Raw genomic sequence first — 20,814 nt, forward strand, 5'->3', positions numbered from 1 at the left:
TCCTCTTTTAAAACGGAATGATAAAATGGCCCATTCATTACAACGACTTGATGATGACCCTCTAAGGGAACAAATCCGGGGGGTAAATGTCTATCAACATGACAGCGGCCAGCTTCCCTTCGGAAACATTGATGCCTCACATTTTGAGTTATTGATTGCCGATCTTTTCCGGCATATGCAGGGCACTGGAGTCGATTGGAACTGGTATGATGATGTCTGCCGGGTAAATGATGGTGCCGATAATGGCGTTGATGTCCTGTTATCTCTTGATCAAGAGAGCCGGGGTATTGTGCAGTGCAAACGTTATTCGAGCGCTGACGTTACCATGACGCTGGTTCGTCAGGAGTTGCTTGCTCTTACTCTGCGCGGACTGATCATTGACGACCTGCTTCCTCCCGAGGATCACTCAACACCCTTCCGGTATATTCTTGCGGTATCCAACAACGTCGCGGCAGATGTGTTCAGTTTCTTTACAAAGAAAAATGCTGTGATTAAAGATCTCACGAATAACCAAAGTAAGTGGGAAACGGCGGCCAGAATCGTTAAGAGCAAATATGCCCTGCTTAAAAACAGCTCTGTGTTTACCGGTAAAACCGATGCCCAGCTTCTGGCGATGGTGAGCGACAGATTAAAAGCATTTAAATATACGCTGTTCCGTCAGGAGTCACTTTCTCCGCTGGTGAGGAGGTGCGACTATGTCATGAATACCTATTTTGCCCGGGAGCAAGTTTGTACGGTAGATGAGATCCACCGGTTATTCCAGGAGTATATGCCGGAACAGCCAGAGCTGCTTGCGTCAAATTACCTTGCTTACAGGTCCGTATATACACGGTATTTCAACGCAACAATGCTGTACGGTAAACGACTTCATTCGGTACTCATCCACCAGAGAGGACATGAGGCGCTCAAGACACTAGACGAGATGCTGACAACACATCTTCCCCGCCAGACGGGCTCACAGCCTTCGGTAATTGTGTTCTGTGCAGATGCCTTCACACTATCTGATTATGCAACCCTTAATAATCTTATCAGCAGCTATCCCTTTCCCGTTGTGTTGCAAGCTGGTTTCGGGTGCGTAAAAGGCAGTGATCTGAATGGGTTACGAGAATCAGCGATAAATTTCCCGGACGGTGACACAACGCTTTACCCGGCTGACGCAGACTATCAGGGGGGCTGGTGCTGGATAAAGGAAGAGAATTCAGCTCCAGAGGTATGGTTATTACTCGAAACCACTGACCGCGGTTCGGGGACTGGACACGGCAGATTGTCCCTTCGACTGAGTTTTGCGGATATCAATCTCTGGTGCACCCTGAGTGGTGATTTTTACCCGGATACGCTGAATAAACACTTGCTGTGCGAAAAAGTTCTGGTCGGGATGAAGGATGATCGTTCAGGAAGAGGTAATCTCCTGCTCGTCTCTTCTGCCGGCCCCATTCAGCAGAACACAGTCTGCCGTCAGGTGAATCTGTTCAATATGCTCAGAAGGCAGTCGGAGTTGGGGGTGGTACTTTGTCACGCGGCAGGAAACCCGGAAATCAGTGAGGCTCTGCGACATGCCACGGGATTTTTCCCGCTGAGTACCGGCGATGACCGGTTGTTCCTCTGTCCGAAGGCGCAGGATTTCTTCCTCCTGAGAAGCAGTCACATTGCCTCCGTTATACTAACGCTTACCTTTGACAAGACCCGTAACAGTTTTAGCCTGATTGATTCCTTTTTATATCAGCGGCATGCGGGGCAGTTACTGTCCCTCAGCAAGGGCATTCAGATGGAGCTTGACCGTATGTTAAGCCCGTTGATCCCGGCGACGATGTATCCTATGACTTCCGCCGGTCTCACTGCTCTGCGCCAGGGAATACTGACGGGAACAATCCCATATCCGGAAAACCTGGTGCAATATGCACTCAATGGTACGGGCTCTGAAAACAACACCGAACCGGATTCCCTGCATTATCATAGGATTGCCCTGCTTCGGATCCTGAAAGCGCTTAGTTATCTCTCCGGTGATGTCAATATCAGCTGGCAGTCTGACACGAGCATGACGGCACACCTTTCCTGGGAACAGGCAGGTGGGCAGAAGGACGGGATCCTTGGCTGGGATGCTCAGGGAATGAATTATATCCAGGTGCAGAGTCGCCTGCTCGAATGGATGAGGGATGGTTCATGGCACCCCGACTTATTTGTTTTCGCTCTCTTCGAGGGACATATGCCAGCCGGGCAAAACCGGGTACCGCTCGATCTGACCCGCAATGACATTGTACAGCCCGACGAAATTCCGGACAGCACCGTTATGCCAAGGATTTCCCGCAGGGCCTGGGTGGTGGGGCTGATGGACTTGGTGCAAAACAGCATGACAAGCACAACAACAGCGGATCGCACGTCCTTCCTGAAACAGATACAGGGTCTAAAAAATGGATAACCTAGTAAACCTGATAGATGCCAGAGCCAGCATGACAGGGTTTTTACCCCATAAAAAGGCCCGCACCCGATTTGCGCAGGTGAAGCATGCGGTAGGGTATTGGGAGTCCGATTATGCCTCGCTTCTGCTCTGGGATGTCAGTTATGTGCCTCAAAACGACCTCATCCGTGTGATGAATTACGGTGAGCAGGTTCTTGATACCCTGACGCGCGAAAGAGAAACAAAAGGGTACGTTATCGATGCTTCTCTCATTTATGCCTTCAGGGATCCGTCCCTATGTCCTTCAGCTCTTGTCGGACGGATCGAACGTGACACACATCTGGCCCGTAAGCACGTTGTTATTAGGGTGGACGGCCGTTGGACCCGGACAGAACGGATCACTGTTCTGGGGCTTTCCCCAGTCTCGACAGAAATTCATGCGTCCGATGGCGCACGTTTTACCGATGCTACAGAGCGTCTGATCATGGACATTACCCACAGCAGTCCCTCCGGTCTTGCCCGCCGACATGCAAATGAATGGGAGAATGGTGATGTTTGATTTACGCATTTTATCGGTAAAGATTAAGAATTTCAGGGGTATTAAGGGAGAGGTTACGCTTCCACTTGATGCGGGGCTGACCGTCATTTATGCGGTAAATGGCACGGGAAAAAGCACGTTGTGTCATGCAGTTGAGTGGGTTCTCACTGGTGAAGTGGCCGAGGTCCCTGCAGATGCGTTGGTGTGCCATTTCGCCACCGGTACGACGGAGGTGACCTGTGTTTGTCTTCTTGATGGAAAAAAAACAACCCTGGTTCGCACCCTGCAGGGTGCCACTCTTCAAACAGAGGAAGGAGAAGAGAGGCATATAAAAGATGACGAGTTGCTCGCGATGCTGACGCCGGCAGAAGCTGGTCTCAAAGCGCGATCAAACATTGCCACGAGAAACAAACGCGAGTGGTTACGGCACAGTCGCTGGCTCTATTCGCATTCGCTGGCTCTGCTGGTTGATGAAGCCGAATCGGAACAGCGTTCACAAATTTTTGCCAATATACTTGGCTATGGTCACTTACTTCCTCAGCAGAAATTACTGATGGACTATCTGCGGTATTTGCCACAGTCCGTCTCGCTTTATAAAAAGCTCAGGGATACGGAAACAAAACGGCAGGAACTCGAACAAAAGCGTGAGCATTACGGGATACTTGCAACCCGCACCGAAGAGAGGCTGACAGCGCTATGTGATGCGCTGCGGATCCCGAGGGAAAACGTTCCTCCCCGGACACAGCTTGATCGGGCCTTGATGACACTGCAGATACGGCAGTTTGATCATCAGCTTCAGCAAACTCGCTACAGACAACTCGCCGAAACCTGGGAATCCGCCCACTATGCGGAAAAAGAACTGACACTTGCGGATCAAAAACATCTCTATTTTGAATCTGAGATCCGTTCCCGTGAGGAAAAGCAGAGTGAACGGAAGACGCAGATACGTGCTTTAAAACACCATATTGCGGAAGTGAACCACCAGCGGGACAGGGTAACCGAAACTCTCACCACTCTTAACAATCAGTGGGAAATGGTCAGTGAGCGCGTTTTTGAAACCATCGGGGAGTATCCAGACCGACTCACATTAGCGCAGTTACAGGCAACGGTGCCTGAATCCCGTCTCTCCTCTGCCATGAGCGGAAAACGACTTTCCTTACTGCATAAAGCTCTCGCCGTACACCGGGCATGCTGGCCTGACGAAGACACGAGAAAGGAGTGGCAAGAATACATACGGGAATACAGTGATGAAGCTCCGCTGAAAGCCAGGGGGGAGCGTTTTCAGGTGCTTAAGGAAAAGCGCGATTCTTTCCGTTTCAGACAGATACATCTCAACGACACTCTGACTCAGCTCATAATCCTCGGCGAGCGTATCGTCAGTCATTCTGGTGAAAGTCATTGTCCATTATGCAGCCATGACTGGGAGGGAAATGCATCTCTGATGGAGGCGATACGGCAGTCAGAAAGCATGCTCTCGCCAGCTTTACATGCACTTAAGACCGAGCTGCGGCAAACTGAAGAGGAGATGGGGCAGCTCCGGGAAGAGATCCGTGGCCTGAAAGTTAAACGAGATCGTGCTACTAGCTATCAGGAACGTCTGCGTCGTGCTGATAAAACGTTTCTTGAACAAAAAGCGCTTCTTGATGTGGAGTGGCTCACGCCCTTGACTCCGGAAACGTGGCGACATGAGACACTGGAAAACTACTTAACCCGGCTGAATATGGGCCGGATGATTGCCGAGTTTGCGGATAAAATTAGGCAAGCTGAGAGGTTACTGGATGACCAGACACTGAGGAATGATGTCGCTCTGGGGGATCTGCCTGAGGAATACCGTTCAAGACTTACAACTACGCAACGAACACATGAGGTTTTGCTGACCAATCTTGCTCGCCAGCAAGCAGAGCTGGAACTAAAGCTCGGACAGGAGTCTGTTTTGTTAAATGAACTGATTTCCGAGCGTAATCACATTGAAATAGTGCTTCGAGGGTACAGGGAAACCTGGGACTCATTCAGAACATTATGGGACAGTTTTACCGGAAACGCTCCGGTAAGTCAGAAAACACTTTCTGAATACAAAAACACACTGGATAACGATCTTACTGCCGATGAGAACATCACCCTGCTATATGAAAAGGCTAAGCTTGCCGTTCATGCCGCTGTAGCTGGCGAAGACTATACCCTTCTGCTCAGTGAAGAGAAGGAACTTCGTCAGCGTATTGAATTACAGGCAAAACGCAAACAGGTCGCTAGTGTTGCTCTGTCAGAAGTTACGCATGAAATTGAGAAACTGGCAGATGCACGCATTAATGAGCTGATCGTGCCGGCTTCAGAGCTCTTCTCCAGAATGCATGCCAATGAGGTCTATAAGGGACTGAATATTGCAGGCAAAGGAGAACTTCGCTGGCGGGCTCTGGTTGAAGGGCCGGGAGACAATGATGATGCTTTGGTGGCTGACAGCTACTTCAGCCAGGGGCAACGTCAGGATCTGGCCCTTTCTCTCTATCTGGCGCGGGCACGTTCTCTGGGGGGCACATTCTTTCTGGATGAACCCGTGGCACATCTTGACGATCTAAACCGCGCTGCAATGGTCGATATCTTCAGGGTGCTTTCAGTCCAGAATCCAAATATGAGTCTTGTGCTGACCACCAACAGCGATCTGCTGAGGCGGCATCTGATACAGAAGTACGCCCTACTGAGCGATCAGGCGCTGACGGTGATTACTATGACAGGAAATCCTCATCAGGGAGTCGATGTTACGGTCAGCTCAACAGGCAGGAGGCCTCACTTCCCGGATAACAGACTACCAGCCCCAGTCTGGTGAGGGGCTTCTCACCGGAGCGGACGGGGTTGTCGGCTACAACTCGTGTAGTAGGCAGGTTCTCGTCGCTGGCAGTAATGTAGAATTTTTGACCCCCATCGGGTATACCGTGCTACGGTGTTCCAGTTTCTGAACGCTATAGTCGGTTTAGCTACAATCATTTTTATCAATGCAGATGTTTGCAGGAGTTGTCTGGAGTACCCGAGCAGGGTACTCCAGTGCAATGCGGCATTTTATATCAGGCCGCCAGTTCGGGCATTTGCTCCTTCACGAAATTCAATACCTTCTTCGCGTCCAGGGACGCATAGGGCAGACTCTCAATAATGGCGATTGAACGCGTATTGCCAACCGTTTCTTTTATCTCATCAAGTTTGTATTGAATGTGCGGCGCAATGAGAAAACCGTCAAAAGCGGGGGCGACACTGGCGAAGTTATCCAGCCCGACAGCGCTAATCATCAGCGGATAGCCTTCCCGTTCAGCCAGAGACTGCATCTTTTTGGCGAGAGAGTTTGCGGTATTACCGAACAAACAACATATCAGAAGCTTTTTCATGTTTTTTACCTCCTGAAAACCGCTCACAGGGTATTCCTGGCATCATTCCTGAAATGAGTGCTACATCTTATTTTGTGACAAATAATGGATGGCGACTCTCAACGACTTATTACCGTTTAAGCCAGTCGAGAAAAAACTGGCTAAAAGCAGAGACCTGAAGCGGCTGTAATTTGCGTTGCGGGTAAACAAATTGCAGCCCGACATCTTTGCGGTCGTATCGGCTAAATCCGGTAAAACTGTCGGCAAACAGCACCGTGAGTCTGCCGGTCTCAACATCGTCTTTCACATCCCACCACGATTTTCCTGCTATACCCGCCCCACTGAGCGCCCACTGGCGAAGCAACGCCCCGTCGTCACACACCATCGCTGGTTCTACGCGAACGACGGTTTCTTCACCCTCATTTTCAAAACGCCATTCGTTCATTACCACCCCCTGAGACTCAAGTGCCAGACACCGGTGATGGGCTAAATCTGCAAAAGTGGAGGGGGTACCACGATCGTTCAGATAAGCCCTGGCAGCGACCAGAACCCGGTGATTCGGGCGGATATTTCTGACGACAAGGCTGCTGTCCGGCAGGTTGCCGAAACGAATGCTCATATCCAGCCGGTTAGCGACCAGATCCTCAACATGCTCCCTTAAATAGATGAAAAAGTTCACTTCAGGATGGAGCCGGGAAAATTCGATAACGGCGGGGCTAAGGTACTGCCTGCCAAAGTCAGAGGGGGCGGAGAGACGAATATTGCCACTGAGAACACCTTCTTTTTGTGTCAGTAACGACTCGGCGTGATGCATCTCTTCCAGTACGCGCAGCGCGGCATGGTAAAACTCTTCGCCTGCGCGGGTGAGCGTGATGGAACGTGTAGAACGATGGAACAGACGAGTCTGGTAACGCTCTTCAATTGCCTTCAGGCGGGCCGTCATGGTCGCAGGAGATAGCGACAGGCGTCGTCCGGCGGCGGAAAGGCCTCCTGCCTCGGCGACTTCAACCAGCAATGCCATGTCTTCAAGTTTGCCCATTATTCATTTTTTCCGAAAAGTGCATCTGTTTTTCGTGTAATTATCAAAGTCAGTAGCCATCTGTAAAGTGTTTTCATCCAAAGCACAAGGGATGAAATCATGAACCGTATTTCACTTTTTGAACGTTACAGGTTGGGTAAACAGAACCTGAAAAATCGTATCGTTATGGCACCGATGACGCGCGCGCGCTCACTTCAGCCGGGAAACATTCCGTCCTCCCTGATGGCTGAGTATTACCGGCAACGAACCAGCGCAGGATTGATCATCACGGAAGCCACACAGATCTCTCCCCAGGGCCAGGGATATTCATGGACACCCGGGATCCATTCTCCTGACCAGGTTACAGGGTGGCAACTCACCACGGGGGCTGTGCATCAGGCGGGAGGTGTGATTTTTTCTCAGCTCTGGCACGTCGGCCGGATGTCGCATGCCAGTTTTCACCAGGATGGAAAGCCCGTAGCCCCGTCAGCCCTGGCTCCTGACGCGAAGGTGTGGATAGTGAATGACAAAGGTGAAGGCCAAATGGTTGACTGCCCGCAACCGAGAACGCTTTCACGTAAGGATATTCACGGCATTATTGCTCAGTATCGTCAGGCTGCATTGAATGCTGTTCAGGCCGGGTTTGATGGCGTGGAAGTCCACGGGGGAAACGGCTATCTGATCGACCAGTTTCTGCGTCAAACCTCAAACAAACGCACGGATGAGTATGGCGGCACCCTCGCCAACCGGATCCGTTTTGCGCAGGAGGTGTTGAACGCCATTGCTGAGGCCATTGGTCACGAGCGCACGGGCATCCGCCTGTCACCGTTTATTACCCAACGCGGGATGAACGATCCGCAGGTCACTGAGGCAATACTCGCTCTCGCGGCCTGGTGTGAACAGCGAGGGATTGCGTTCATCCACCTGGCCGAAGCTGACTGGGACGATGCGCCACAAGTGCCTGACCACTTCCGTAAATCACTTCGTGAGGTATTCACGGGAACCCTTATCGTCGCGGGGAACTATGACCTTGATAAAGCGGAAAAAATACTGGCTGCGGGCTATGCCGACTTGATCGCGTTCGGTCGGCCGTTTATTGCCAACCCGGATTTACCGCATCGACTTGAGCACCATTTGCCTCTGGCTCGGGTGCGTGATCCCGCCACGCTGTTTGGTGGCACCGCGACGGGATATACCGATTACCCCATTTACAACCTGCAAGAGAATGATCTGCAGTGACCTTAATAACGAGTTGAGAGAGATTATGAAATATTCAACGTATTTGGCCCCAGGCGTAATGGCGCTCATTCTTGCTGCTACCACAGGAACAGCCTTTTCGGCCCAGGTAGAACTGGTGAAACCGGAACATCTTATTGTCGATAAGAGCCTGCCACAGACGCAATTAGCGGCGAATGAATATGTTGCCAGAGAGTATGCGACATTCTGGAATACGGGAAAAGAGTCCCTGGCCCGTGACGCCCTGGCGATTAATTTCATTGATAAAACGCCCCCTGAAGGTCGTAAGCAGGGACCTGATGGTGCAATTCTGGCCTCCAGGGCGTTTCGTTCAGCTGTACCTGATTTGCGCTGCGACGTTGAACAAATGATTATTTCAGGTAACCGTGTCGTATCCCATTTACATTTTCGCGGTACGTTCACCGGGACATTTGGCAAGCTGAAGGGGATGGGGCAGAAAATAGATTTCATCGCCACGGATATCTATGAAATCAGCGAAGGTAAAATTGTGGCTAACTGGCATATTGAGGATAACCTGACACTGATGAAACAGCTGGGCGCACTGTAAATTCATCACTCCGGGTAACCGGGGGTGGCCCGGAGTGATGCGTAAATCCTATAGCCCAAGGTCGCTCAACGAGGGGTGATCGTCCGGGCGTCTGCCCAGCAGCCAGTGGAACAGTCGCTCTGATCCCTTGATCGGCATATCGTTTACACAGGCGAAACGACGCTTCATCAATCCGTCCGGATCGAACTCCCAGTTTTCATTGCCGTACGAACGGAACCAGTTGCCTGAATCATCATGCCATTCATAGGCGTAGCGAACCGCGATCCGGTTTTCTGTGAATGCCCAAAGCTCTTTTATCAGACGGTAATCCAGCTCTTTCTTCCACTTCCGCTCCAGAAACGCCTGGGCCTCTTCACGGTTATTGGCGAATTCTGCGCGGTTACGCCATTGGGTATCCAGCGAATAGGCCAGCGCGACTTTCGCAGAGTCGCGACTGTTCCAGCCATCTTCTGCCAGTCTGACTTTTTCGATGGCACTTTCACGCGTAAAGGGCGGTAAAGGAGGACGTGTGTTCATGGCGATTACCTCAGAGTGATATTAAGTAGACAGGTCTGTCTACTTGCGGTAATCTAGTCCTGAAAAATAACGCTGTCAATACTCTCGTTTGAGGCTACCGAAAAGTGAATACAGAAATCACGAGCAACGATAAAAAAATCAGCGTCAGGGATAAGATATTACTTACGGCGCACGATCTGTTTTATTCCACGGGCTTCAGGGCGACAGGGGTGGATACGCTGATTAAAGAGGCGAAAGTGACGAAAGTGACGTTTTATCGCCATTTTCCGAGTAAAAGTTTACTTATTCTTGCCTATTTGCAATATCGGCATGAAATATGGATTAAGTGGTTTGAAACCACGCTGCGCCGACATCTCGACGAAAGCCAGATATCTTCTGATGCGTTATCTGCAACGCTCGCTGAATGGTTTATTTCGCCCCAGTTTCACGGCTGTGCGTTTATTAACGCCAGCGCAGAGGCAAAATCCGAAGATATTGAAAGCGAAATAAAAGAAATATGCCGCAATCATAAATTCGAAACAAAGAAAGTCATTACGTTGCTGACGGGAATGGCTGATGAGAACGTCGTCAGTGAAATAATGTTACTCATTGACGGCGCGATTATTCACGCGCAAATGGGGATAAATTCAGATGAGGTAATAAACCAGCTAAAGGCAGGTTTAATGAGACTGAGCGGAAACGGCTATACACCTGAACAACATTCATACCGGAAATGAGCGTGTGGCCCATAACTGCACATTCTCCCTTGATATCGGCTGGAAAACCTTGCGGAAGGACGCGGGGCTTGAGCCAGAACAAATACTCCGCGGATGTGCTCGCCCGTGCCGCTAAAAGTCATCGCTTGCGACCGCGCCTGGCTGGGAGACCGTCTATGTGATCGCATTATTCTCAGCCAGACGCGATGATCCCTGCGTCGGGGGTAGTGGTTACGCGCCGAGTTCTTTGCGGATAATCTCTGCCCCGGCGCTCAGGGCCTTCAGCTTACCGTTGGCAACCTGACGGGAAAGCGGGGCCATACCGCAGTTGGTTGACGGGTAAAGCTTGTCGGCATCGACAAACTGCAGCGCTTTACGCAGCGTATCGGCCACTTCTTCTGGCGTTTCGACACTGTTCGTGGCGACATCAATTGCGCCAACCATCACTTTTTTACCACGGATCAGTTCCAGCAAGTCCATTGGCACGCGTGAGTTATGGCACTCCAGGGAGATAATGTCGATGTTTGACGTCTGCAGCTTAGGGAACGCTTCTTCATACTGTCGCCATTCTGAGCCCAGCGTCTTTTTCCAGTCGGTATTGGCTTTAATGCCATATCCGTAGCAGATATGCACCGCCGTTTCGCATTTCAGCCCTTCAATGGCACGCTCTAACGCAGCAATACCCCAGTCGTTCACCTCATCAAAGAAGACGTTAAACGCAGGTTCATCAAACTGGATAATGTCGACACCAGCGGCTTCTAATTCTCTGGCCTCCTGATTCAGGATTTTGGCAAATTCCCAGGCCAGCTTTTCGCGGCTTTTATAATGAGCATCGTAGAGCGTATCAATCATCGTCATCGGGCCAGGCAGTGCCCATTTGATCGGCTTGTCAGTGAGCTGGCGCAGGTACTTCGCATCATCAACGAAAACCGGTTTTTGACGCGTCACGGCATCCACGACGGTAGGGACACTTGCATCATAGCGATTGCGAATGCGCACAGTCTGACGGTTTTCAAAATCCACGCCGCTGAGATGTTCAATAAAGGTGGTGACAAAGTGTTGGCGGGTTTGCTCGCCGTCGCTGATGATATCGATACCCGCGCGTAGCTGTTCGTCGAGGGATAAACGCAGGGCATCCTGCTTACCGGCACGTAATTCATCGTCCTGCAATTTCCACGGGGACCACAGCGTTTCGGGTTGGGCAAGCCAGGTTGGCTTAGGTAAGCTGCCAGCCGTTGATGTCGGGAGCAATGTTTTCATAATAATAAACCTTTTAATATTGATTAATCACAGCGTGAAGTTATGAGACCACTGCTCAAGAATGTGTTTGTAGGGCTTAATAAATTGCTCTTCCGTAAACTTGCCCTGCTGAATAGCGAGCTGGCTACGTTCTTCCCGGTCGTAAACAATTTTTGTTAATGAATGATCCTGTTGATTCAAATCCGGCTGATAGCATTGTCCTGCCGCCGAGTTCGCATTATAAATTTCCGGACGATAAATCTTTTGAAATGTCTCCATCGTACTGATGGTTCCGATCAGTTCAAGATTGGTGTAATCGGCAAGCAAATCGCCGGAATAATAAAAGGCAAAAGGTGCTGCGCTGTTTTCAGGCATGAAATAACGAACCTTCAGCCCCATTTTACCGAAGTACTGCTCAGTCAATGATGACCCCTCTGGCTGATACTCAATACCCAACACCGGGTGGGAGTTACCTGTGCGGTGGTAGATATCTTTACTGGAGACACTCAGGCAGATCACTGGCGGCTTTTTGAAGTTCTGCTGGTATTCAGCGGATTGTGTAAAGTGCTTAAAGATGTTGCCATGCAAATCACCAAAGTTATGTGGGATGCTGAACCTGGATTGATCTTTATTGTGATCGAGCAGCAATACGCTGAAGTCATAGTCGCGTACGTATGAAGAAAAATTATTCCCGACAATGCCTTCAACACGCTCGTTGGTTTCTTTGTCGACAATGAACGTTTGCAGTATTTCAATTGCCGGGAAGCTATTGTCGTCACCAACATTCATATCAACAGAAACAATTTCAAGCTCGACAGAATAACGGTCGGATTTAGGGTTATCCCAGCGTGCTAATGCATTAAAACGGTTGTTAATCATCACCAGCGTATTACGCAGATTTTCCTGACGCTTTTCACCGCGCGCTAAGTTGGCAAAATTGGTCGTAGTACGCGTATTTTCTGAAGGGTTATAGTTCTCATCGAAGCAACTGCGCTTAAGGGTGAATGTAAAATTTTTATTCATTGTGGTTATGCATCCTAAGTTCATGTTGCCAGAAAGTTATCAATACATCATTTATGCCTTAGCCAGTGGCGCAGGGGAAGTGACTTAATTTCAATGCAACATGAGCTATCTTCATACATGGTGAAAAGGACTAACGTTCGGCCAGTCTGGTACACCCTCGCTAATTCCCGGTATAATTGCCAAAATTTCCAACCGGTTTAGAAACGAACATGACAAAACTCACCTTACAAGAGCAGATGCTGAAAGCGGGCTTAGTGACCAGCAAGAAAATGGCTAAAGTCCAGCGCACGGCAAAAAAATCCCGCGTACAGGCTCGCGAGGCGAGAGAGGCTGTGGAAGAGAACAAGAAAGCGCAGATTGAACGTGACAAGCAGCTCAGCGAACAGCAAAAACAGGCCGTGCTTGCAAAAGAGTTCAAAGCGCAGGTGAAGCAGCTGATTGAAATGAACCGTATTACCGTTTCAAAAGGCACGATCACCTTTAACTTCACCGACGGTAATCTGATCAAAAAAATCGACGTCGATAAGCAGACGCAAACCCAGTTGATTAATGGTCGTCTAGCCATTGCGCGCCTGGTGATTAACGCTAACGGTGATTGTGAATACGCGATTATCCCGGCAGTGGTGGCGGATAAAATCGCCCAGCGTGATGCGGAAAGTATTGTTTTGAACAGCGCGCTGAGCCAGGAAGAGCAGGATGAAGACGATCCGTACGCAGACTTCAAAATCCCTGATGATTTGATGTGGTAAGCAACGTTCAGAATGGTGCGTCGTGACGGGCGTTGATCGCTTTTCCGCTCACCGGATGAACAAAATCCAGCCCGCTTGCGTGCAGCATGAGCCGGGGCGTCTGTTCGGTACCCGGCCATTCAAGACCACCATACAAATCGCAACCGATAATCGGGTGACCTAACTGCTGGCAGTGAATGCGTAGTTGATGGGTTCGCCCGGTCTCCGGGGTAAGCTGCACGCGCGTCAACGGTAACACCGTTCCGTCTTCCTGTTCCTGAAACATTCGCTCTACCACCCGATAACGGGAGCGGGCAGGTTTGCCGTTGATGGCGCAAATCGACATTAGCGGGAACAGCGCCGGATCTTTGGCAATCGGTGCATCAATGACCCCCTCGTTGTTATCCACATGCCCGCAGAGCAGAGCCGTGTAAACCTTGTTGATGGCGCGCTGGCTGAACTGATGGCAGAGCGCGGCATTGATCGCCTTATTACGGGCAATCACCATCAGCCCGGAGGTGCCGAAATCAAGACGATGCACCAGCGTGCAGCCGGGGAAGGCCTGTACCAGGCGGTAGTGTACAGAATCGAGGTTTTGCGGGTTTTTACCTGAGAGGCTCAACAACCCTGAAGGTTTGTTGATCAGTATAAGGTCGTCATCCTGCCAGAGGATCTCTATTTCCGCAAAGCACGGCGGGGCAATAAAAGTATCAATAATCGCAGACATCAGGCAGCCCGACAGGAGAGTGGGTGCGGATAATAACGAAATGGCGGGAAAAAGAAAAACCCTCTCACCAGGCGGTGAGAGGGGGAAATCTTAGGCGGCTACGAAATCATCGATAGCGGCTTTCGCATCAGACTGCGCTTTGGTCGCCATTTCCGGGCCGTAAGCGATACCTTCGGCGAACACGAAGTTCACGTCGGTGATGCCGATGAAGCCCAGGAAGACGCTCAGGTACGGTGTAACCAGGTCAGTTGGGGTATCTTTGTGAATACCGCCACGGCTGGTCAGAACCACAGCACGTTTACCTTTAACCAGACCTTCTGGGCCATTCTCGGTGTAACGGAAGGTTACGCCTGCACGCGCTACCAGGTCGAAGTAGTTCTTCAACTGAGTTGAAATGTTGAAGTTGTACATTGGGGCGTTGATCACGATGACGTCGTGCGCCTGCAGCTCAGCAATCAGCTCATCAGAGAGAGCCAGCGCTTCCTGCTGACGTGAGGTCAGTGGGGTGTCGCCTGGACGCAGCGCGCCAACCAGTTCGCCATCCAGCACAGGAATTGGGCGGGCAGCCAGGTCACGTACGGTGATTTCATCAGCAGGATGCTGTTCACGCCACTGCTCAACGAAGTAATCAGACAACTGACCAGACTGAGAGTACCCTGCCAGAATACTGGATTTCAAAACTAATACTTTGCTCATGGGTGATTCCTGTTTTGCATTTGATTGAAGGGGGGTGCCCCGTTGCTTGTTGACACTTTATTCACAATCCTGTCGCAGAGATAGCGCAATATATCGAAGTCTATGTTCGAATTTTTTGAATAAGGCACTGAAAGCGCCAATGTGGTACTCTATAGCAATCATTAAAATGAGATTTTACCCGGCAGAGCACTGCCCGTTAACGCTATGACAGAACAACAAAAATTAACCTTCCCGATGCTCCTGCAACAGCTTGATTCGTTGATGCTGCGCGACAAACAGCGGTTTGCCCGCCGTCTGCACGGGGTCAAGAAGGTTAAAAATCCTGATGCACAACAGGCCATTTACCAGGAGATGGCGAAAGAGATTGAACAGGCAGCAGGGAAGGTTGTGCTGCGCGAAGCCGCACGTCCGGATATCACCTACCCGGAAAACCTGCCTGTCAGCCAGAAAAAACAGGACATCCTTAACGCCGTGCGAGACCACCAGGTGGTGATTGTCGCGGGGGAAACGGGTTCCGGGAAAACCACCCAGTTGCCGAAAATTTGCATGGAGCTGGGGCGCGGTGTGAAAGGGCTGATTGGTCATACGCAGCCGCGTCGTCTGGCGGCGCGTACCGTGGCGAACCGTATTGCCGAAGAGCTGCAAACGGAGCCGGGCGGTTGCATTGGTTACAAGGTGCGATTCAGCGATCACGTTAGCGATAACACCATGGTCAAGCTGATGACCGACGGTATTCTGCTGGCCGAAATCCAGCAGGACAGGCTGCTGATGCAGTACGACACCATCATCATCGATGAAGCGCATGAACGCAGCCTGAATATCGATTTCCTGCTCGGCTACCTGAAAGAGCTGCTGCCACGTCGCCCGGATCTGAAAATCATCATTACTTCCGCGACCATCGACCCGGAACGTTTCTCGAAGCATTTCAACAATGCACCGATTATCGAAGTTTCTGGCCGTACTTTCCCGGTGGAAGTGCGTTATCGCCCGATTGTTGAAGAGGCGGATGATACCGAGCGCGACCAGTTGCAGGCTATTTTCGATGCCGTCGATGAGCTGGGGAACGAAAGCGCGGGCGATATCCTGATCTTTATGAGCGGCGAGCGTGAAATTCGCGATACCGCTGATGCGCTCAGCAAGCGTGACCTGCGCCATACGGAGATCCTGCCGTTGTACGCACGCCTGTCGAACAGTGAACAGAACCGTGTGTTCCAGGCGCACAGCGGGCGTCGCATCGTGCTGGCAACCAACGTGGCGGAAACCTCGCTGACCGTGCCGGGCATTAAATATGTCATCGACCCGGGTACGGCGCGTATCAGCCGCTACAGTTACCGCACCAAAGTTCAGCGTCTGCCGATTGAGCCGGTTTCACAGGCCTCTGCAAATCAGCGTAAAGGGCGCTGTGGCCGTGTATCGGAAGGGATTTGTATTCGCCTCTATTCCGAGGACGATTACCTGTCGCGCCCGGAGTTTACCGACCCGGAGATCCTGCGTACCAACCTGGCGTCCGTCATCCTGCAGATGACCGCGCTGGGGCTGGGTGATATCGCCGCGTTCCCGTTTGTGGAAGCGCCGGATAAACGCAACATTCAGGACGGCGTGCGCCTTCTGGAAGAGTTAGGAGCCATCACCACTGACGAACAGGCAACGGCGTATAAACTGACCCCGCAGGGGCGTCAGCTCAGCCAGCTGCCGGTTGACCCGCGTCTGGCACGTATGGTGCTGGAAGCGCAGAAACACGGCTGTGTGCGCGAGGCGATGATCATCACTTCGGCGCTTTCCATTCAGGATCCGCGCGAGCGGCCGATGGATAAACAGCAAGCGTCTGATGAGAAACATCGTCGCTTCCACGATAAAGAATCCGATTTCCTCGCCTTTGTGAACCTGTGGAACTACCTCGGCGAGCAGCAGAAAGCGCTGTCGTCGAATCAGTTCCGCCGCCAGTGTCGTGTGGATTTCCTTAACTACCTGCGCGTGCGCGAGTGGCAGGATATCTACACTCAGCTGCGCCAGGTGGTGAAAGAACTGGGTATTCCGGTGAACAGCGAACCGGCTGAATACCGTGAAATACATATCGCGCTGTTGACCGGTCTGCTGTCCCATATCGGGATGAAAGATGCCGAAAAACAGGAGTTTACCGGCGCACGTAACGCCCGTTTCTCCATCTTCCCTGGCTCTGGTTTATTCAAAAAACCGCCGAAGTGGACCATGGTGGCCGAACTGGTGGAAACCAGCCGTCTGTGGGGGCGTATTGCTGCCCGTATCGATCCTGAATGGGTTGAGCCGGTTGCTCAGCATCTGCTGAAGCGCGCTTACAGTGAACCGCACTGGGAGCGGGCGCAGGGCGCGGTCATGGCGACCGAAAAAGTGACCGTTTATGGCCTGCCGGTAGTGGCGGCGCGTAAGGTTAACTACAGCCAGATTGACCCGGCGCTGTGCCGCGAGCTGTTTATTCGTCATGCGCTGGTTGAAGGCGACTGGCAGACGCGCCACGCGTTCTTCCGTGAAAACCTTAAGCTGCGTGCTGAAGTTGAAGAACTTGAGCATAAATCCCGTCGCCGCGACATTCTGGTGGACGATGAAGCACTGTTCGAGTTTTACGACCAGCGCATCAGCCACGATGTGATTTCTGCCCGTCATTTCGACAACTGGTGGAAGAAAGTCAGCAAAGAGACGCCTGACCTGCTCAACTTTGAGAAGAGCATGTTGATCAAGGAAGGGGCGGAGTCGGTCAGTAAGCTCGATTACCCGAACTTCTGGCACCAGGGCAACCTCAAGCTGCGACTGACCTATCAGTTTGAACCGGGAACGGATGCCGATGGTGTAACGGTGCATATCCCGTTGCCGTTGTTAAACCAGGTGGAAGAGAGCGGGTTTGAGTGGCAGATCCCCGGCCTGCGCCGCGAGCTGGTGATTGCGTTGATTAAATCGCTGCCAAAACCGGTGCGCCGTAACTTTGTTCCTGCGCCGAACTATGCCGAAGCATTTTTAGGCCGCGTGACGCCGCTGGAGCTGCCGCTGCTGGATTCTCTTGAACGTGAATTCAGGCGTATGACCGGCACCACTATCGATCGCGATGACTGGAACTGGGATCAGGTGCCCGATCACCTGAAAATCAGTTTCCGCGTGGTGGACGATAAAAACAAAAAACTGCAGGAAGGCCGTTCGCTAACCGAACTGAAAGATGCCCTGAAAGGCAAAGTTCAGGAAACACTCTCTGCCGTCGCGGATGACGGTATCGAGCAGAGCGGGTTGCACATCTGGAGTTTTGGTCAACTGCCGGAAAGCTACGAGCAGAAACGCGGCAACTATAAAGTGAAGGCCTGGCCAGCACTGGTGGATGAGCGTGACAGCGTGGCGATCAAGCTGTTCGATAATCCGCAGGAACAGCAGCAGATGATGTGGCGCGGGCTGCGTCGTTTGCTGCTGCTCAACATCCCGTCGCCGATCAAGTATTTGCACGAGAAGTTACCGAACAAAGCCAAACTGGGTCTGTACTTTAACCCGTACGGCAAGGTGCTGGATCTTATCGACGACTGTATCTCCTGCGGCGTGGATAAGCTGATTAACGAGGCGGGTGGCCCGGTCTGGTCGGAAGAGGCGTTTGTCACGCTGCACGATAAGGTGCGGGCAGAGCTGAACGACACCGTCGTGGAAATTGCTAAACAGGTCGAGCAGATCCTGACAACCGTGTTCAACATCAACAAACGCCTGAAAGGGCGCGTGGATATGACGATGGCGCTTGGGCTATCGGATGTGAAAGCTCAGATGGCGGGGCTGGTTTACCGTGGGTTTGTTACCGGCAATGGCTTTAAACGTCTGGGTGACACCCTGCGTTACCTGCAGGCGATAGAAAAACGTCTGGAGAAAATGGCCATCGACCCACATCGTGACCGCGCGCAGATGCTGAAAGTGGAGAGCGTTCAGCAGACGTGGCAGCAGTGGCTGAACAAGTTACCTCCGGCGCGCCGCGAAGATGAAGACGTGCAGGCGATCCGCTGGATGATTGAAGAGCTGCGCGTCAGCTTCTTCGCTCAGCAGCTGGGAACGCCATATCCGATTTCGGATAAACGTATTTTGCAGGCAATGGAGCAGGTTTCAGCGTAGCAGTTACCCGGGAATCCCTCTCCCGGTGGGATGAGGGTTCCCCCGTAAAGTAATCGGGCAGTGCACAATTCCCTCACCCCTCTGGGGCGAGGGGAACCCTCCGGCACACATGTTCATCCGTTCACTATTGCCAGCGTAAAGCCATCCCACCCCTTCAGACCGACCGTTTGCAGCGCTGTGGCAGTAAGACGTGGATTATCTCCCGTCATCTCAATAAACCGCCGTACGCCCTGTACGCGTGCGTCATCACTTTGGCCGTTAATGACTTCGCCGTCGCGCACGACGTTATCACCGATAATCAACGTGCCCGGACGCGAGTAGTACAGTGCCCACTCAAGGTAGCCGGGATTGTTTGGTTTATCGGCATCAATAAAAATCAGGTCAAACGGGGGAATATCGCCAAATTGTTCGAGGGATTTGAGCGCCGGACCTTCTGTCAGTTCAATGCGCTCATTAAGCCCCGCCAGCTGGATATTCGTGCGTGCCACCTCAGCATGTACCGGGTCAGCTTCGAGTGTCATCAGCTTCCCGTCAGCCGGCAGGGCGCGAGCCATCCAGATGGCGCTGTAAGCACCCAGCGTGCCAATCTCCAGAATGCGTCTTGCCTGTGTCATACGGACAAAGAGGGCCAGAAGCTGCCCCTGATTAGCGGCAACGTCGTGCTCAGGTAAACCGGCACGTTTGTTGTTTTCGAGAACCTGCTGGAGAACCTCATCCTGAGGAATGAGCGAAGAAATCATGTAATTATCGACTGCAGACCATTGTTGTTGCACAGATTGACTCCTTAGTTTCAGGCTTGTCTTAAAGCGTTTCCTGGCCTACTACCTGGTGTCCGATGATTCAGCGTCTGACGTAAAACAGAGTTCAAATGAATATGATTCATTCATGTTAATCATATGTGAGTGGAAAAGTTAATGAAAAACGAGCGCTGACAGGGTCACGATGAAATAATCAGCAATCGGTGCTTTTTCACTGGAGGTGAGTGGCGTAATGTTTTGTATGATGGTTAATCGAAAGCATAAAATGCAGGTTAGCCCGGCTGTTTTTGATTATTCCAGAAAGATGGCAATCTGCCGGGGTGACGGGGATGTCGGCTTTCGGAGATATCTCCTGTTCAGCCACGATGTGCGCAGTACTCTGACCCAAACACTGTAAGGATATCACTATGACACGGGCACGTTTCCCTTGTTTACCCGACGCCACACGCCATGCCATTAACATTGTGGGAGAGTGGCTGGCGCAGGACGATCTGCAGAACGATCAGTCCGTTGATCTTGTCATTCTGGCGGGAAATGCGGTTATTCCGACTATCGACGCTGCCTGTCGCGTGGCGGCAGAGCAGGGTGTTCCGCTGCTTATCAGTGGTGGTATCGGCCACTCCACCTCTTTTTTGTATGCCGCGATTGCGCGCCATCCCCGCTATAACACGCTTCCCACCGCTGGGCGCGCTGAAGCCGCCATTCTGGCGGATATCGCGCGTGAGTTCTGGAATATCCCTGCGGAACGGATTCTGGTGGAAGATCAGTCAACCAACTGTGGTGAGAACGCCCGCTTTAGCCGGGAGATGATAAAACGCCACCGTCTGGCCGCTGAATGCGTGCTGGTGGTTCAGGACCCTACCATGCAGCGACGCACTATGGCGACTTTTGCACGTGTGTGTCGGGACGAGCCTGTATCGCCGATGTGGGTAAGCCATCCCGGCGTAACGCCGGTGTTGCAAAATAGCGATGACGGTCTGGTCTTGCGGGGCGGGAATGAAGGCCTTTGGCCTGTTGAACGTTATTTGTCGCTGGTGCTGGGTGAGCTCCCGCGCCTGCATGACGACATTAACGGCTACGGCCCGGCAGGGCGAGATTTTATCGCCCATGTTGAATTTCCTTCAGACGTCGACGTCGCGTGGCGTACCTTGCGCGAGGACGCGATCCTGACCGATGCCCTCGCCAGCCGTTCACTGCTCTGAAGATTCCCCTCTCAGCAG

17 protein-coding genes are annotated in these 20,814 nt (G+C 51.8%); 9 read left to right on the top strand and 8 right to left on the bottom strand.

Annotated elements, in window-relative coordinates:
* Positions 1-25 precede the first annotated feature (25 nt).
* The 3 genes from ACJ9N4_RS18950 to ACJ9N4_RS18960 are packed head-to-tail and all read left to right on the top strand — an operon-like array spanning position 26 to position 5,754.
* A complete protein-coding gene (locus ACJ9N4_RS18950) occupies positions 26-2,416 on the top strand; it encodes an ABC-three component system protein (protein WP_411500714.1) in 2,391 nt (796 codons plus the stop codon).
* Positions 2,409-2,954, top strand: coding sequence for a hypothetical protein (locus ACJ9N4_RS18955; RefSeq protein WP_182918463.1), 546 nt, complete (start codon positions 2,409-2,411; stop codon positions 2,952-2,954). Before ACJ9N4_RS18950 ends, ACJ9N4_RS18955 begins: the two co-directional genes overlap by 8 nt.
* Entirely contained in the window at positions 2,941-5,754 is a 2,814-nt protein-coding gene (locus ACJ9N4_RS18960) for an AAA family ATPase (protein ID WP_196391263.1), read from the top strand. The genes ACJ9N4_RS18955 and ACJ9N4_RS18960 overlap by 14 nt, the downstream gene beginning before the upstream one ends.
* Before the next feature lie 235 nt (positions 5,755-5,989).
* Here ACJ9N4_RS18960 and ACJ9N4_RS18965 read toward each other — a convergent pair whose 3' ends face one another.
* Entirely contained in the window at positions 5,990-6,304 is a 315-nt protein-coding gene (locus ACJ9N4_RS18965; RefSeq protein ID WP_182271349.1) for a PTS sugar transporter subunit IIB, read from the bottom strand.
* 109 nt (positions 6,305-6,413) lie between these two features.
* A complete protein-coding gene (locus ACJ9N4_RS18970; RefSeq protein ID WP_182918461.1) occupies positions 6,414-7,322 on the bottom strand; it encodes a LysR family transcriptional regulator in 909 nt (302 codons plus the stop codon).
* Positions 7,323-7,421: 99 nt separating this feature from the next.
* On the opposite strand from ACJ9N4_RS18970, the gene ACJ9N4_RS18975 reads away from it, so the two are divergent.
* Positions 7,422-8,540, top strand: coding sequence for an alkene reductase (locus ACJ9N4_RS18975; RefSeq protein ID WP_182271351.1), 1,119 nt, complete (start codon positions 7,422-7,424; stop codon positions 8,538-8,540).
* Positions 8,541-8,565: 25 nt separating this feature from the next.
* Entirely contained in the window at positions 8,566-9,105 is a 540-nt protein-coding gene (locus tag ACJ9N4_RS18980) for an ester cyclase (RefSeq protein ID WP_182271352.1), read from the top strand.
* 48 nt (positions 9,106-9,153) lie between these two features.
* Here the strand turns inward: ACJ9N4_RS18980 and ACJ9N4_RS18985 are convergent, their stop codons facing one another.
* Positions 9,154-9,621 (bottom strand): DUF1348 family protein, encoded by a 468-nt coding sequence (locus ACJ9N4_RS18985; protein WP_182918460.1) that lies wholly within the window; start codon positions 9,619-9,621, stop codon positions 9,154-9,156.
* Positions 9,622-9,725: 104 nt separating this feature from the next.
* Here ACJ9N4_RS18985 and ACJ9N4_RS18990 point away from each other — a divergent pair, with 104 nt between their 5' ends.
* Positions 9,726-10,337, top strand: coding sequence for a TetR/AcrR family transcriptional regulator (locus ACJ9N4_RS18990; RefSeq protein WP_182918459.1), 612 nt, complete (start codon positions 9,726-9,728; stop codon positions 10,335-10,337).
* 210 nt (positions 10,338-10,547) lie between these two features.
* On the opposite strand, the gene ACJ9N4_RS18995 is transcribed toward ACJ9N4_RS18990, so the two are convergent.
* Complete coding sequence (locus ACJ9N4_RS18995; RefSeq protein ID WP_182918458.1) at positions 10,548-11,576, bottom strand: methionine synthase; 1,029 nt, start codon at positions 11,574-11,576, stop codon at positions 10,548-10,550.
* Between the two features lie 27 nt (positions 11,577-11,603).
* Positions 11,604-12,578, bottom strand: a complete 975-nt coding sequence (locus ACJ9N4_RS19000; protein ID WP_182271356.1) for a DUF1852 domain-containing protein — start codon at positions 12,576-12,578, stop codon at positions 11,604-11,606.
* Positions 12,579-12,787: 209 nt separating this feature from the next.
* Between ACJ9N4_RS19000 and ACJ9N4_RS19005 the strand changes: the two genes are divergently transcribed.
* Positions 12,788-13,327, top strand: a complete 540-nt coding sequence (locus ACJ9N4_RS19005) for a DUF2058 domain-containing protein (protein WP_182271357.1) — start codon at positions 12,788-12,790, stop codon at positions 13,325-13,327.
* Between the two features lie 7 nt (positions 13,328-13,334).
* Here the strand turns inward: ACJ9N4_RS19005 and ACJ9N4_RS19010 are convergent, their stop codons facing one another.
* Together ACJ9N4_RS19010 and azoR are read right to left on the bottom strand one after the other, a co-directional pair.
* Positions 13,335-14,033, bottom strand: coding sequence for an RluA family pseudouridine synthase (locus ACJ9N4_RS19010; RefSeq protein WP_182918457.1), 699 nt, complete (start codon positions 14,031-14,033; stop codon positions 13,335-13,337).
* Between the two features lie 90 nt (positions 14,034-14,123).
* Positions 14,124-14,729, bottom strand: a complete 606-nt coding sequence (azoR, locus tag ACJ9N4_RS19015) for an FMN-dependent NADH-azoreductase (protein ID WP_182271359.1) — start codon at positions 14,727-14,729, stop codon at positions 14,124-14,126.
* Positions 14,730-14,933: 204 nt separating this feature from the next.
* Here azoR and hrpA point away from each other — a divergent pair, with 204 nt between their 5' ends.
* Positions 14,934-18,836: an ATP-dependent RNA helicase HrpA gene (gene hrpA, locus ACJ9N4_RS19020; protein WP_411500715.1), complete on the top strand. Its 3,903-nt coding sequence runs from the start codon at positions 14,934-14,936 to the stop codon at positions 18,834-18,836.
* A gap of 113 nt (positions 18,837-18,949) precedes the next feature.
* On the opposite strand, the gene ACJ9N4_RS19025 is transcribed toward hrpA, so the two are convergent.
* On the bottom strand, positions 18,950-19,576 hold the full coding sequence (locus ACJ9N4_RS19025) for an O-methyltransferase (protein WP_182274509.1): 627 nt from the start codon (positions 19,574-19,576) through the stop codon (positions 18,950-18,952).
* Between the two features lie 425 nt (positions 19,577-20,001).
* Between ACJ9N4_RS19025 and ACJ9N4_RS19030 the strand changes: the two genes are divergently transcribed.
* Complete coding sequence (locus ACJ9N4_RS19030; RefSeq protein WP_411500716.1) at positions 20,002-20,796, top strand: YdcF family protein; 795 nt, start codon at positions 20,002-20,004, stop codon at positions 20,794-20,796.
* The last annotated feature ends 18 nt before the right edge of the window (positions 20,797-20,814 follow it).

Origin of the sequence: Enterobacter sp. LM3, assembly GCF_046622475.1 — a bacterium.
In the GTDB taxonomy this organism is placed as follows: domain Bacteria; phylum Pseudomonadota; class Gammaproteobacteria; order Enterobacterales; family Enterobacteriaceae; genus Enterobacter; species Enterobacter cloacae_P.